Origin of the sequence: Brevibacterium spongiae (genome assembly GCF_026168515.1) — a bacterium.
Classification (GTDB): domain Bacteria; phylum Actinomycetota; class Actinomycetes; order Actinomycetales; family Brevibacteriaceae; genus Brevibacterium; species Brevibacterium spongiae.
In genome coordinates this window covers 4,119,597-4,134,001 of sequence record NZ_CP093443.1, presented here as the reverse complement: position 1 = coordinate 4,134,001, position 14,405 = coordinate 4,119,597, and the positions used below count along the sequence as shown (strand labels likewise).

Below are 14,405 nucleotides of genomic sequence, written 5' to 3'. Positions count from 1 at the left end.
CGTGGCATTCTCTGCGGCGGCTGACCGGTAACCTCGAGTCATGCCCTCCAAGCCAAGCACCCGGATCGCCGAGCCTCTGCTCGGCGGTCCGGTCGGCATTCACCTCGGTGTCGCCGGACGCCGATTCCGGAGCGCACAGGCGTACGTCCTCGCTGCGGTCCTCGGCGTCACCACCTTCCTCGCCCTGGCTCTGCAGGGTCCGTGCCTGAACTCGGGCTACGAACAGCCGTCCGCCTCGGCGAGGATGTGCTCCGGCCCGCTCTCCACGGCCTTCGCCGGTGATGTCAATCCCGACGTCCTCGGGCGGGCGCACGGGGGTGCGGCCGCGCTGGCCCCGCTCGAGGGACGGCTGGTCGACCTGCTCCACCTGGTCACGGACGACGTGTCACTGTTCATGGTCGTCGTGCTCCTGCTCAACACTGCGGGGATCGCCGCCCTCGGTGCGGGACTGCTCGTCCTCGCCCGCGAACGCGCCTGGCTGATCGCGGCCTTCGCCTCCCCGCTCATCCTCTTCACCCTCGGCTCCACGCTCGATCCTCTCGCCCTGGCCCTGAGCGTCTGGGCGATGGTCCTCTTCGCAGGCTCACCGCCGGTGCCTCCGCGCGGGTGGTTGGCCGGCGTCCTCCTCGGCGTCGCGACGTTCATCAACCCTCTCGCCCTGCTCGTCCTCCTGGCACTGACCCTGGCCGGACCGCACCCGGCCCGTGGACTCAGACCTCGGAATCCGCGGATGATGCTCGCCGCGGCCACCATCACCTCGGCGCTGCTGCTCGTCATCGACCTCACAGCCATCGACCGGATCGTCCACTGGTACTCCGACGCCGTCGACGGCGGCTCCTTCGCCTCGATCCTGCTCATGGCCGAACTCGGTGATGTCTCCGTCTGGGCGCCGCTGTGGATCATCGCCAGCGCCGGAGTGATCCTCGCCGTCGCCGTCTCCCTTCACATGGTCCGCCGAACCGGCCTCGACCCGGCAGTCTCCGCGTGCCTGCTCATCGGCGGCTGCCTGCTGCTGGCACCGGGCCTCATGCCCTGGGACAGCCTGTGGCTGCTGCCCTTCGTGGCCCTGTCCATCCGCCGCTGGTGGGTGCTCATCATCTGGACGCTCGCCGAGGCGGTCTTCGCGATCAGCATCCAACTCGGAGATGTCTCCGGCTTCGAAGCAGACAAGGGACTCGACCCCACCTTCGTCGCCCTCTTCACCCTGCTGCGTCTGCTGGCCCTCGTGCTCGTCGTGATCATGGCCGGGGAGAACCTCTACCGGCGACGGATCCGCGGTGTCATGGTCACCGCAGAGCCGCCTCGGCGAGGGGACGGGGATGGACCGTCGCCGGACGGGGACGCCCCACCTCGGCGAGAGGACGAATGGTCCGATCACCCTGCGGAGGACTCCGCACCGCGCGATGATCCGGACTCCGCATCTGCGGGTAAGGAAGCCCACGCTGACGAACATGACAGCGCGCCGACCGGTCGACTAGACTAGTGAGGTCTGTTCCCATTTCGTGACCAGCATGGAAGCGGGACGGACATGCATATACCCTCCTGCCATGGACCGACCATGGCCGCAAAGACCAGAGGAGGTGGGTGACATATGCGTAAGTACGAGCTCATGCTCATTCTTGACAACGACCTCGAAGAGCGGACGCTGGCTGACACCGTGAACAACCTGATCAAGGTTGTCCCGGCTGAGAACGGCACCGTCGACAACGTGGACATCTGGGGACGTCGTCGCTTCGCGTACGAGATCCAGAAGAAGTCTGAAGGCTACTACGTCGTGGTTGATTTCCACGCCGAGCCCGCAACGACCAAGGAACTCGATCGTCAGCTCGGACTCAACGAGTCCGTTCTGCGCACGAAGATCCTCCGCCCGGACGCCAAGTAAGGCATCTAAGCTACCTCGCTTCAAGGAGCATTCAATGGCAGGCGAAACAGTCATCACGGTCGTCGGGAACCTCACCAGCGATCCCGAACTGCGCTTCACACCTAACGGTGCGGCAGTCGCAAACTTCACCGTGGCCTCGACGCCGCGTATCTTCGACCGTCAGGCCAACGAGTTCAAGGACGGGGAAACCCTGTTCCTGCGCTGCTCGGTATGGCGTGAAATGGGAGAGAACGTCGCCGAATCCCTGCAGCGCGGTACACGGGTCATCGTTCAGGGCCGTCTGAAGTCCCGGTCCTTCGAAACCAAGGAAGGCGAGAAGCGCACCGTCATGGAGCTGGATGTCGACGAAGTCGGCCCCAGCCTGCGACGCGCCACCGCCCAGGTGACGAAGAACACCCCCGGCGGCGGAGGATTCTCCGGCGGCGGCAACTTCGGCGGAGGCCAGGGCGGAGGCGGCCAGCAAGGCGGCTTCGGCAACCAGCAGTCGTCGGGATGGGGCAACAACCCCCAGCAGGGCGGTCCTCAGGGCGGCCAGCGTCAGGGCGGCTACGGCCAGGGCGGCCAGGGCGGCAACAACGCACCGGCGAACGATCCGTGGGCATCATCGAACCCGCAGAGCGGCAACGGCGGCTGGGGCAACCCGGGTGCCGACGAACCCCCGTTCTGATCCACGTCTGAAGACATTTCGAGACATTCGTTAACAGGAGATACTCATGGCAAAGCCAGAGATCCGGAAGCCTATCAAGAAGAAGGCTAATCCGCTCAAGAAGGGCGAAGCGGCGAACATCCACTACAAGGACACCGCTACGCTCCGTAAGTTCATTTCCGACCGCGGCAAGATCCGTGCACGTCGCGTCACCGGCGTGACCGTGCAGGAACAGCGCGTCATCGCGAAGGCCGTCAAGAACGCCCGCGAGATGGCACTTCTGCCCTACTCGAGCACTGCTCGCTGATCGGAGGGAAAGAACATGCCTAACCGCAAAGTGATTCTGAACCAGGAAGTCGACGGCCTCGGTGCCGCCGGCGACGTCGTCGAGGTTCGTGCCGGATACGCACGCAACCTGCTGCTGCCGCGTGGCTGGGCTTCGGCCTGGACCGCAGGCGCTGAGAAGCACATCGAGTCCGTCCGCAAGGCCCGCCAGGCCAAGCAGGTCGCCGACCACGATGAGGCCGTGAAGGTCAAGGGCGAACTCGAGTCGACCACGGCTCGCATCGACATGAAGGCCGGCAAGAACGGTCGCCTCTTCGGCGCCGTCACCCCTGCCCTCGTGGCCGAGGCCCTGCAGACCGCGACCGGACGCGACTTCGATCGCCGTCAGGTCGCCCTGACCGGTCACGTCAAGACCCCCGGCAGCTACAACGCCGTCGTGCGCGTCAACGACGAGATCACCGCGAAGATCAAGTTCGAGGTCATCGGCAAGGCCTGATTCCAGGCTCTGTCCGGAGACCCGGACGTGGTGAGTCGGTCGTGGCTTCGGCCGCGATCCCACGGGATCGCTGATCGTCACCACCACACCACCGCCGAGGCGGCACCTGAGTTCAGGTGCCGCCTCGGCGCTTTTCGTGGGGTTGCGCTTCTCGTGGGGTCGGGCTCAGCTGAAGAGCTTCTGGCCGATCATCGTGTCACCGGTGCCCACGCCGGGCGGAATCGCGAACAGCGCCGAGGCCTGATGCTGCAGGTATTCGGTGAGCAGATCCTTCGTCGCCATGGTCCGCAGGATCGGGTAGAAGTTCGTCCGCGGATCCCGGACGTAGGCGATGAAGAACAGTCCCGCGTCGAGGCGGCCGAGCGAATCGTTGCCGTCGGTGTAGTTGTACCCGCGGCGCAGCATCTTCGCGCCCTTGTTGTGTTCGGGAGCGACGATGGAGACATGCGAGCGGGCGTTGATGGCCGCCGCGCCCTCGGCGTTCTTCGCCGAGAAGTCCAGCGGCGTGAACTCTTCGTCGGTGCTGGGTTCGGACACGGACTGTGGAGCGCCGAAGCGCTTGTCCCGGCCGATGATGTCCTCCTGCTCGGCCAGGGACACCCGATCCCAGATCTCCAAGTACATGTGGATCTTGCGGGCGATGAAATAGGTTCCACCCGCCAGCCAACCGTCGGAGGCCGGGTCATCACCCGACTGGACCCAGAGGTGCTCGGCAAGTTCCTTCTGCGGATCCTCGGACTTGATGTTGTTCGTTCCGTCCTTGAACCCGAAAAGGTTGCGTGGGGTCTCCTGCTCCGTCGATGTCGACGAGGTCCGGCCGTAGCCGATCTGACCCCATCGCAGCTTCGCGGTTCCGAAGGCGATGCGGGTGAGGTTGCGGATAGCATGCACCGCAACCTGCGGGTCGTTCGCGCAGGCTTGGACGAGCAGATCCCCGTCGCTTACATCGGCGTGCAGCGCCTCGTTCGCGAACTTCGGGACGCCCTCCTTGAGGACTGCGGGCATCTTGTCGCCCAAGCCGAAGCGATCCTTGCCGTTCGCGTCGACGAACAGAGTGGCACCGAACCCGAAGGTGATGGTCAGACCGCTGGCCGGGTAGCCCCAGACCTCCCCGGAATCCTTCGGCGGCAGCTGCACATTGGCATCCGGAGCACCGCCGACGAGGTCGCCGGCGCTCATCTGTTCGGCCGCGACGGTCCAGTCCTCGAGGAGGCTGATGAGCATCTGCCGATCGGCGGACGTGACATCGAAGGCCGCGGTGTACATGTTGTCCTGCGCCGGTGTGAGGATGCCCTGCTGCTTCTCGGCCCGGAACGGGTAGCTGAGATGGACAGCGGACTGCTTCTTCTCCTGCGCCCCGCGCACCCCGTAGCCGATCGCCCCACCGCCGACTCCGGCGATTCCCAGCGCACCGGCGGCACCGCCGAGGGCGAAGAGCTTTCTGCGGGGAATGCCGCGGACGGTGCCTTCGGCGGTTGCGGTGTTGTCGTCAGTGCTCATCATCGTGCTCCGGTGGTGCTCAGCGCAGGATTGTGCCGCTGACCTGCGACAGGGGTTCGCTCAGCGCATTCACTGCGTCGGAGAGCTCCTGCTGTGCCTGGGTGTAGTCAGAGTCCTTCGGCGCCTCACCGGCATCCTTCTGCACGGCGGCGACCTTCGAGTAGTCCTGGTAGAGGATGTTGCCCTCGTCGTCCTTGCCGTCCTGGTAGGTCTTGAGCACCTGCTTGACCGCGCCGAGGTTCGTCGTGATCTTCTTCGCGAGTTCGGGGTCCTGGGCTTCGACGAGCTTCTCGACGTTGCCGTAGGCGACTTCTGCGCCCTCGACGTTGGCATGGAAGTCAAAGAGGTCGGTGTGTGAGAAGGTCTCCTCCTCCCCGCCGATCTTCGACAGTGCGACCTCTTCGAGCAGCGCCGAGGCGCCCGTGGCGACATCGGAGAGGTTCAGCTCGAACTTTCCGCTGGCCCCCTCGACCTTGCCGTAGACGAGGTCGTAGAGGGTCTGCGTGTCCTCGTTGAGCTTGTCGGCGACCTTCTTCCGGTCAGCGTCGGACGTGAAAGCATAGCCTTCTGACTCATCAGCGAAGAGGTCGGCTTCGATCCGGTGCCAACCGGTCCACTCCGCGAGCACCTCGGGATCGTTCGGCTTCTTCCCGGCATCGGTCGAGAGATCCTGGACGCGAGCGTCGAGCGAGGAGTCCAGATCACCGGCTTCCTTGATGCCGAACGATTCCGCGGTCGGCTCGATGCGCTCGTAGTGCTGACGGGCCAACGGGTAGAGGGCCTTCGCCTTCTCAGTGTCGCCTGCGGTGTAGGCGTCGGTGAAGTCCTTCGTCGCGTCGACGAGCTGACCGACCTGGTCCTTGACGTAGCCGGTGTAGTTCGTGATCGCCTTGTCCTCGGCGGCCTGGGTGTCGCTGTCCACGGCGACCTCTTCGCCCTTCGTCACCGCGAACTTCGCCAGCCCGACGAAGTCGCCGACCATGTTCGGCTTGCACGCCGTGTAGTACGTGCCTTCGTCGAGGGCGGTGGTCACCGTGGTCGTCGTGCCGGGTCCGATGTTCTCCTTCTCCGACTCGATCTGCAGCTTGTTCTCTGCCAGGATCTCGAACTCGTTCGGCTTCGTGCCCGTATTCGTCACCGAGAAGCTCACCTTCCCCGACGGTTGAGTCGCGGGGCTGACCTCGCAGCTGTCATCGGTGATCGTGACTGTGACCGAGTCCCCGGCCGCGGCCGCATCGTCCTTCTTGTTCTACGGATTGTCGGTGCAGGCGGACAGGGACAGGGCGAGAAGCGCGGCAGTGGGCAGAGCGATGAGAGCGGAATGGCGTTTCATGGTTGTCCTTGCAGGATGAGTCGAGAGAGGGTGACGGTGGTGCGGTCGGTGCGGCTGGGCCGCGTTTCAGGGGTGGAGCGTGGAGGCCGACGATGACTCTGCGGCCGGCGCCGAGGTGGGAGCCGCCTCGGCGAGCTCCGTTCCTTTGCTTGTGGCCGGGTCTGTTCGACCCGTTGCGGTGGGCTGTGTCCGGTTCCTCGCGACGGGCTTCTTCCCGTGGATCTGGCGGGCGAAGATGATGGCGACCGGCACGATGTAGACGATCCAGCCGATGGTCTGAAGCACCGTGGGTTGGACGTTGACCTGGAAGATCGCCTGTCCGAGCACGTAGAGCCAGTAGATCGGGGAGGCGGGATCGGGCAGCAGGTGGCTGAGGTCCCACGCGTGATTCATGATGCCGGGCAGGACTCCGGCCTCCTGCAGGTCGCTGATGCCGTAGGAGAAGATTCCGGCGGCGACGAGGATGAGGAAGTATCCGGTGACGGAGAAGAAGGCCTTCATGTTGATCTTCCGCGATCCCCGGTAGATGAGCCAGCCGAGGACGAGCGAGAGCAGCAGGCCGGTGATGACTCCGGCGGTGGTGGCGACGACGTTGTTCTCTACCGAGGAGCGCACGGTGGCCCAGATGAACAGGGCGGATTCGGCTCCTTCGCGACCGACGGCGAGCACTGCCAGGCCGACGATGCCCCACCCCGATGAGCGTTTGTCCAAGGAGGCGGCCATCGAGGATTCGAGTTCGCCCTTCATCGCCCGGGAGTGCTTGCCCATCCAGAAGATCATCCCGGTCACCAGGGCGACGGTGATGATCGAGAGGACGCCGCCGATGATCTCCTACGCCTGGTAGGTCAGGGTCTTCGGTCCCCAGGTCAGCAGGGCTCCGATCCCGAAGGGGATGAGGGCGGCCAGGCCGACTCCCAGCCAGAGTTTGGGCAGCACGTCCCGGCGATCGGTCTTGACCAGGTAGCCCACGAGGATGCCGATGACCAAGGTGGCTTCGAGTCCTTCGCGCAGGGCGATGAGGAGATTCGCGACGAACATCTGACTCACTCTCGTCAGTTCGTCGAGGCGGGTGTTCGGGCCGTCTCGAAAGTGGATGAACGAATTTAGCCTAACCTAAGGTCGGCGGATTCAGTGTACATCCACTTTCGGGCATCATCTGACGGTGAAAAGCGATGAATTCGCGGGACGGCAGGGTCAGTTGTCGGTGGGGTAGGTCAGCGTCCCGTCGTCGTCGATCCGGGCGCCCTCGCTCAGCTTCGCCGCATCGATGTGGCCTTCGCCGAGGATGTGGGAGACGGGAAGATCCCGGGCGAGCAGCTGATCGGCGATGAGCCTGCGGTGGCACCGCCACCACACGGCTTCCGAGCACATGATCGCGCAGCGCGCCTCCGCGCTCCAGGAGATGAGGGTGCCAAGGTCGGTGCGGAATTCCTCGGAGAGGCAGTGGTCGGCATAGTTGTGGAAGCTGCGGTTCTGCCACCAGGCGTTGACCTCGAAGGGCACCGTGCGGCTGACACGCCGCCGCCCGGTCAGCCCCTCGAGACGACGCAGCTCGATGCCCGCCTCGGCGAGGTCGCCCTCAAGGGTATCGGCGTTGAACCAGGGGTTCTTCGTCGAACCGGGCAGCTTGCGGACGTCGACGACCACCTCGGTGCCGGTGCTGGTGAGCAGTTCGATGAACTCGTTCAGTGAACGATTCGAGTGCCCGACGGTGAGCAGCCGCGGCAGGTCCTCAGCGGACTCCGCTGCGGACTCTGCTGCGGCGTCGGAGTTCCGCGTCGACGTGGTGGTTCGTGCCGTCATTCGTTGTCGATGCGGCGCAGAGCGCTGCCTTTGTGAGCGGCGATGTGATCGGTTTTGTCGCTCTTGATCTCATATTGGGGCTCCTCCGCCGAGGCGCGGCGACGGTGGCCCTTGTAGTCGAAGTCGGCGGTGTGGACTTTTGTGATGCGGCCGGAGACCTGCCCGGCCTCGGAGTTCCAGCCCACGTGGTCGCCGACCGAGAATTCGGTTGCCATGCTCCCTCCTTGACTAGAGCGGGTGATCCTCTCTGCAGTGTACGGCTGTGCCGGTCGGTTCTCAGCTCTCGGAGAGGTCGGTGATGAGGGAGTCGATGAAGGACTCGCAGGCAGCGATCTGTTCGAGCTCGATGAACTCGTCGGGGGCGTGGGCCTGCGCGATGTCTCCGGGTCCGCAGACGACGGTCGGGATGCCTGCTTCGGAGAACAGTCCCGCCTCGGTGCCGTAGGTGACCTTGTCATCGGTGGCGAGGCCGCCCCAGTTCGCGGCCAACGAGACGATGTCCGCATCGGCAGGAGTCTCGCAGCCCGGCGCTGCGGCTTCGATCGTGAAATCGACTCCGGCGGACTCGTTCTCCGCAGCCATGGCGCGGCCGAGTCGATCGGCCTCGGCGCGGAAGCGGTCGATGAGTGCTTCACGGTCGACGGAGCCGAGGGAACGGAACTCGAACTGTACGGTCGCTTCGGCGGGGATCGTATTGACGGCGATGCCGCCGTTGAATGTGTTCGCCGTGACCGAGGTGAACGGCACGACATACGCCTCGTCGAAAGGACCTTCGGTGCGGAACTCGGCGGCGACCGCATGGACGAAGGCAACGAATTCGGAGGCGTAGGCAATGGCGTTGACACCTTCGGGAGTGAGCGAGGAGTGGGCGGCGACGCCGTGGAAGTCGACGCGGAAGACGTTCATCGACTTGTGTCCGCGGATGACGCGCATGCTCGAGGGCTCGCCGACGACGCAGCCGCGGGGCGCCAGTTCCGCCTCGGTGATGGCTTCGACGAGCGAGATCGCGCCGACGCATCCGATCTCCTCGTCATAGGAGAACGCGAGGTGGATGGGTTCACGCAGCTTCGCGGACTTGAGTGCTTCGAGGCGGGAGAGGATGACCCCGACGAAGGACTTCATGTCCGCGCTGCCGCGGGCGAAGTACTTTTCGTCGCGGACCTCAGGAGTGAAAGGGTCCGACGACCAGTCCTGGCCGTCGACGGGAACGACGTCGGTGTGACCGGAGAGGACGATGCCGCCGGTCGTCGTGCCGTCGGCGGCGGGGATGGTGGCGAGCAGGTTCGCCTTCGTGCCTTCGGGGTTCGGGATCCGCTGGAAGGAGATGCCTGCGGCTTCGAGGCGGGCTTCGACATGCTCGATGAGCGGGAGGTTCGAGTCCCGACTCGTCGTGTCGAAGGTGATGAGATCGGTGATCTCGGAGATGGTGGCCTCGGCTGGCTGTGCTGGCACGACTGCTCCTGACTGTCGGATGCGGATGACGTCGATCCGGTCGTCTCGCTGAGTCTGTCGCGGAGGGGCCGTGGTGGCCCCCGTGCAGGACAGCGGTGACCAGACACTCTCACTCTACGTGTCGGGCATCGGCCACGGGGCACCGGCCCGGTGGGTGGGCGCAGGTGGTCCGGTGAGTGCTCGCCGAGGTGGTCCGTCGAGGAGCGGCGGCGGTGTGTGCAGCACCCCGCCTGGTCAGCGCCACCTCCTCTCGCTAGCCGCACAACGCACCGGTCGCCGCAAATCCTCCAGTTGCACCGGTGCGCAATGCCGCTGCGGGTGCGAAGCGATGGGAACGGTGACGGATGCTCGCGTGTGGGCAACGGGTTATCAGCCTCGTGTGAGGATGAGCAGCGCCTCATTTCGCGCCTCGAGGCCGTCATCGGGGATCTCAGCCGACACCTCTTCGCGCATGACCGCTCTCTTCACCGGATCCATCGTCAGCTGAGCCGAGTAGGTGAAGACCATCGACAGCCAATCGTGTTTCGAATAGTGAAGGTCTTCGGCGAAGGTGGTCTCGTCAGCAGTGAATCCGCAGGTCCGCAGCTGCTGGAGAGCAGGGTGTTCGACAGGCTCGAAGTTGTCATCGCCCCCAGCTGTGCCCAGACTCGTCGAGGTGCCTTCCGCATGAAAGCGTGCCGCGATCGCATCGAGTCGTGTTCGCAGCTCGCCTTTGGGTTCGATGTCGTTCCAGGCCAGAGCCAATCTTCCACCAGGTTTCAGCAGTGCGCGGATGCGGGGCAGAGCAGTCATCGGATCGACCCAGTGGAACGACTGACCGAAGCTGATGAGGTCGAAGGTGCGACTGTGGGACGTCCATTCCTCGAAGCCGGAGACCTCCACATCAAGACCTTTGGCCCGTGCGACGGCGGCCATCTCGGGATCCGGTTCGACCGCGAGTATTTCGGCCCCCGCGGCCCGGAGCTGGGCGGCGAGGATGCCGGTCCCGGAGCCGACGTCGAGGATGCGCGGCGTGCCTGACCTGGGATGATCCGAGGGAGTCGGTGAGCCATCAGTCCGGGAGCCTGCCCCCTGCGCGGCCGCTTCCATGATGGCGGTGATGAGTGCGGCAGGATACTTCGGTCGATAGGCGTCATAGTCCTGGGCCGCTTCGCCGAAGGATTCCGCACGTTCACGATTCCCGAAGTACTCCATCCACCGAGCCTAACGTTCATCACCGGGTCGAGTCGGTCTTCTCCTACAGGCAGCCGCACACCCACCTGGTGGACTAGGACGTTGAGCGGGTTACGGGAGGTGGTGCGGTCAAAGGGTCGGTATGGGAGCAACGGTGACGGATGCTCAGCGGGCTCCACGACGAATTCTCAGCGGTGAACCCGCACGCGGATGCGGGTCGAAGCCTCTGATTTCGCTAAAGTCGTGGAGCAGGGGGTAACGATGTCGATCGAGAAGTCACCATCCGTGCCGCGCTTCGGCGCCGGAGGCGGAACCGGCGGGCCGTCAGAGCTCACGCCGGAGGACCAGGAGCGCGCTCGCGGGCTGAAGAAGATGCGCACGCTCGCGCTCTCGCTGCTCATCCTCGCCACACTCATCTTCCTCTCCACCCACCTCTTCACCGACAACACGGGAGTGTGGGGGTTCGTCTCCCGTGCCTCGGAAGCCGCGATGATCGGAGCGATCGCCGACTGGTTCGCCGTCACAGCGCTCTTCCGCCACCCGCTCGGACTTCCGATCCCGCACACCGCGATCATTCCGCGCAAGAAGGACACCCTGGGCGCGAGCCTGTCGGCGTTCGTCGCCGCGAACTTCCTTCACGCCGAGGCGGTGTCGACGAAGATCCGGTCCGCCGAGGTTTCCCACCGCGCCGGCCGGTGGCTGGCCAAGCCCGGCAACCGCGACATCGTCGTCGACCGTGCCGCAGGTGGACTCGAATATGTGCTCGCGCGCATCGACGACGATTCGATCAAGGCCCTGACCAGGAACGTCATCATCCCTCGGCTCGTGGCCACGAGGAAGACCCCGGTTCTGGCACAGCTGCTGCGCCAGATCGTGCAAGACGGCGCCCACCACAAGCTCGTCGACCTCATCATCGCCGAGGCATACACCTGGCTGCGCGACAACCCGCAGGTCATCGACGAGATCGTCCACAACCGGGCACCGTCCTGGGTGCCTGATTTCGTCAATGAACAGCTGGCGAACCGGCTGCAGCGCGAGGTGCTGGGCTGGGTCTCCGATGTCCGCGACAACGAATACCACAAGGCTCGTCAGGCACTCGATGCTTGGTTGGTCGACCTCTCCGACGACCTCGAATCCGACTCATCACTGTCCCAGCGGGCCGAGGCCATCATCAACGACCTGCTCAGCCAGGATGGTGTCGTCGATTCCGTGCTCGAGATCTGGGCTTCGCTCAAGCAGCTGCTGCGCGAGGCGATCATCGACAGCGATGGTGAGGTCCGCGCCCGCATCTGGCAGCTCATCGGCGAATTCGCCGAACGGCTGCAGGCGGACTCGGAATTCTCCCGGCGCATCGACGACCGGATCGCCACGACCGCCGGCGATCTGGCCGAAAGCTTCGGACCGGAGATCGCCAGCGTCATCTCCGACACGATCGAACGGTGGGATGCGAAGGAAGCCGCCGAGCGCATCGAACTCTACGTCGGCCGTGACCTCCAGTACATCCGCATCAACGGCACCGTCATCGGTGCGCTCGTGGGCCTCGTGATCCACACCATCATCGTGCTCCTGCCGGGGTGAAGGGCGGACTGCTGCCCTTCACCCCGACAGAACCCCGTCCGCAGCTTGTCGGCGACGGTGATCAGACTGCGGTGAGAACCTTCTCCCGCACCATGGACTGAGCAAAGAACTCGGTGATCTTGTCCCGAGCACTCAATGGCAGAACGTGAGCCACATACATGTCCGGACGGACGATGACGAGGGCCCCGGAACGGTCGATGCCGCGGGCCTCGAAGATGTCATCGTCCGGGATCGCCGCATAGACCTTCTCCCAATCCATCACCTGCAAGCGACCGACCTTCGGCAGGAAGAGACTGGGAGCGTGCGGCAGGTCGACATCCTGATAACTCTGCTGATAGATGACCTTGGCATCGAAGACGTTGTCGATATCCGAGTTCTCGGGGGTGAAGAGTCCGACCGGGGACTCGTCCGATTCCTCCAACCAAGAAGCGAGCTCGGCCGCTGCGGAACCATCGGCGTCGGCGAACGCGTAGAGGCGCCAGCGGCCATCAGCTCGGAAGTGATGACCGACCTGGACTGTGGTCGTGTCCGCGACCCTGGACACGGGAGCGGATTTGAAGCGCATGCCCACCGGGAACCCCTGTGCCAGTTCCTGTCGTGCACCGGTTCCGATGATCGGTGACGCCGTATACTTCGTATCGAAACCGCCGGGGAAGTTCGCAGTGTCGGTGAAGAAGTCGACGATCTCCTGGGGGCTCTCCATCTCTTCGGGACGTCTCGACATCATCGACGACCACTCCTTGTCGTAGTCGATGAGTTTCTGAGCCACGTCCTGACGCTCGTCGTTATACGTCCGGAGGAGCGACTCGTCGCTGCGACCTTCGAGCACCTGGCCGAGCTTCCACGCCAGGTTCCAGCCGTCCTGAATGGAGACGTTCATCCCCTGACCTGCCTTGGCGCTGTGAGTGTGGCACGCATCGCCGGCGATGAAGACCCGCGGATTCAGATCGGGATCATTCTTGGCGGCAACGTCATCGAAACTCTGTGCGACGGTGTGGCGGACCTCGTAGATGCTGAACCAGGTGACTTCGCGGACATCGACCGAGTAGGGATTGAGGATGCGGTTGGCGCGTTCGATCGCCTCATCTGCCGTAGTCGCAAGGATCCGGTCGCGCGTACTCGGCGTCGGATCTTCGAGAGACACATTGAACCGGGTGAGGAACCCGCCTTCGCGCGGAATGAGCAGAATCGACCCGTCCTTGTCCGATTGGATGCCGCTTCTCGTGCGAAAATCCGGGAAGTCCGTATTGGCGAGGATGTCGATGACGGCCCACGCCTGAGTCGTCGAGTCGGAGGTGAGCCTGACATCGATGCAGTCGCGGACCTTGCTGCGCGCACCATCGCAACCGGTCACATACTTCGTCCACACGGTCCGCTGAGCACCGTGTTCATCCACCAGGTGGACCTCCACCGGGTACTCGCCGTCGTCATGGACGGTGAGGTCGAGGAATTCATACCCGTAGTTGACGTTGATCTTGGCGGGACCATTGGCCGCACGTTCGGCGAAGTAGTCGATGACGCGGGCCTGATTCACTGTCAAGATGGGAAACTCGCTCACATACGACGGAGGATCGGCGGCACGCGCTCCGCGGGCTATTTCGGCAGGGCGTTCGGGGTGTGGCCCCCAAAAGCTCATCTCCCTCATATGGCTGGCCTCTTGAGCGATCGCGTCATAGAACTCGAACGCCTGAAAGGTCTCACAGCTGCGCGGGAAGAGTCCGTCTGCTCGACCTGCTGCAAGGCGACCTGGGCGCCGTTCGATGATTCGTGTGTGCACGTCGGGATACTCGGTGAGCTGCGCGGCTTGAACTATGCCCGCGGGGCCCGCGCCGACGATGAGCACGTCCATCGTGTCGGGGAGCTCCTCGACACGATCAGCTCCTGTCCCTTCCGCATCTCTGATTCGAGGGTCATGGGCGACGTATCCGTTGTGGTGATACTGCATTCAATTAGCTCCTTCGCTAAGTGAGTCGTTTCTCAGGCGGGATCGGACTTGCGATAGTCAGAACATGACTTCTTCTCGCAAGCTGATCCCGCTCTCCTCATTCACAGTGATCTGAGACACACCTGGTGCCGTTGTCATCCTGTGCGGGAGGCGTCTGAAACGCCATGAAATGCTTCCATCCAATGGAAATGATCTGCAGGGGTGTCGGAGCACAAGTGCTTCTGAAACCGGCCCGCCTCCTCGGTATTTCCATCCGTTCCCCGGTGTCCACAGCCGAACAATAATCATCAAAATGTTCATCGTTTAGTGCTA

12 protein-coding genes and 2 pseudogenes are annotated in these 14,405 nt (G+C 64.1%); 6 read left to right on the top strand and 8 right to left on the bottom strand.

Translation table 11 applies throughout. The annotated features are described in order from the left end of the window. The first annotated feature begins 40 nt into the window (after positions 1-40). The 5 genes from L1F31_RS18520 to rplI all read left to right on the top strand — a co-directional run bounded on the left by L1F31_RS18520 (position 41) and on the right by rplI (position 3,309). Positions 41-1,483: a hypothetical protein gene (locus tag L1F31_RS18520; RefSeq protein ID WP_265418682.1), complete on the top strand. Its 1,443-nt coding sequence runs from the start codon at positions 41-43 to the stop codon at positions 1,481-1,483. 108 nt (positions 1,484-1,591) lie between these two features. Beyond that, a complete protein-coding gene (rpsF, locus tag L1F31_RS18515; RefSeq protein WP_025779601.1) occupies positions 1,592-1,882 on the top strand; it encodes a 30S ribosomal protein S6 in 291 nt (96 codons plus the stop codon). A 34-nt stretch (positions 1,883-1,916) separates the two neighbouring features. Then, positions 1,917-2,549, top strand: a complete 633-nt coding sequence (locus L1F31_RS18510; RefSeq protein ID WP_265418681.1) for a single-stranded DNA-binding protein — start codon at positions 1,917-1,919, stop codon at positions 2,547-2,549. Positions 2,550-2,595: 46 nt separating this feature from the next. Then, complete coding sequence (gene rpsR / locus L1F31_RS18505) at positions 2,596-2,835, top strand: 30S ribosomal protein S18 (RefSeq protein WP_265418680.1); 240 nt, start codon at positions 2,596-2,598, stop codon at positions 2,833-2,835. 15 nt (positions 2,836-2,850) lie between these two features. Next, a complete protein-coding gene (rplI, locus tag L1F31_RS18500; RefSeq protein WP_265418679.1) occupies positions 2,851-3,309 on the top strand; it encodes a 50S ribosomal protein L9 in 459 nt (152 codons plus the stop codon). Between the two features lie 165 nt (positions 3,310-3,474). Here rplI and L1F31_RS18495 read toward each other — a convergent pair whose 3' ends face one another. From L1F31_RS18495 to L1F31_RS18460, 7 genes and pseudogenes are all read right to left on the bottom strand, one after another. After that, entirely contained in the window at positions 3,475-4,812 is a 1,338-nt protein-coding gene (locus tag L1F31_RS18495; RefSeq protein WP_265418678.1) for a Dyp-type peroxidase, read from the bottom strand. Positions 4,813-4,828: 16 nt separating this feature from the next. Further along, a pseudogene (gene efeO, locus L1F31_RS18490) lies at positions 4,829-6,040 on the bottom strand (iron uptake system protein EfeO); the annotation flags it as partial. A gap of 168 nt (positions 6,041-6,208) precedes the next feature. Continuing rightward, a pseudogene (gene efeU, locus L1F31_RS18480) lies at positions 6,209-7,180 on the bottom strand (iron uptake transporter permease EfeU). Positions 7,181-7,336: 156 nt separating this feature from the next. Further along, the gene (locus L1F31_RS18475; RefSeq protein ID WP_265418677.1) at positions 7,337-7,945 is read right to left on the bottom strand and encodes a DUF488 domain-containing protein; all 609 of its coding nucleotides are present in this window, start codon (positions 7,943-7,945) and stop codon (positions 7,337-7,339) included. Next, on the bottom strand, positions 7,942-8,160 hold the full coding sequence (locus L1F31_RS18470; RefSeq protein WP_265418676.1) for a hypervirulence associated TUDOR domain-containing protein: 219 nt from the start codon (positions 8,158-8,160) through the stop codon (positions 7,942-7,944). The genes L1F31_RS18475 and L1F31_RS18470 overlap by 4 nt, the downstream gene beginning before the upstream one ends. Positions 8,161-8,221: 61 nt before the next feature. Then, positions 8,222-9,397, bottom strand: coding sequence for an acetylornithine deacetylase (gene argE, locus L1F31_RS18465; protein WP_265418675.1), 1,176 nt, complete (start codon positions 9,395-9,397; stop codon positions 8,222-8,224). A gap of 369 nt (positions 9,398-9,766) precedes the next feature. After that, positions 9,767-10,591, bottom strand: a complete 825-nt coding sequence (locus tag L1F31_RS18460) for a class I SAM-dependent methyltransferase (protein WP_265418674.1) — start codon at positions 10,589-10,591, stop codon at positions 9,767-9,769. A gap of 240 nt (positions 10,592-10,831) precedes the next feature. Between L1F31_RS18460 and L1F31_RS18455 the strand changes: the two genes are divergently transcribed. Then, positions 10,832-12,148 carry a DUF445 domain-containing protein gene (locus L1F31_RS18455; protein WP_265418673.1) on the top strand — a complete coding sequence of 439 codons (1,317 nt, stop codon included), beginning with the start codon at positions 10,832-10,834 and terminating at the stop codon, positions 12,146-12,148. Positions 12,149-12,209: 61 nt separating this feature from the next. Here L1F31_RS18455 and L1F31_RS18450 read toward each other — a convergent pair whose 3' ends face one another. After that, positions 12,210-14,093 (bottom strand): FAD-dependent monooxygenase, encoded by a 1,884-nt coding sequence (locus L1F31_RS18450; protein ID WP_265418672.1) that lies wholly within the window; start codon positions 14,091-14,093, stop codon positions 12,210-12,212. Positions 14,094-14,405: the final 312 nt, after the last annotated feature.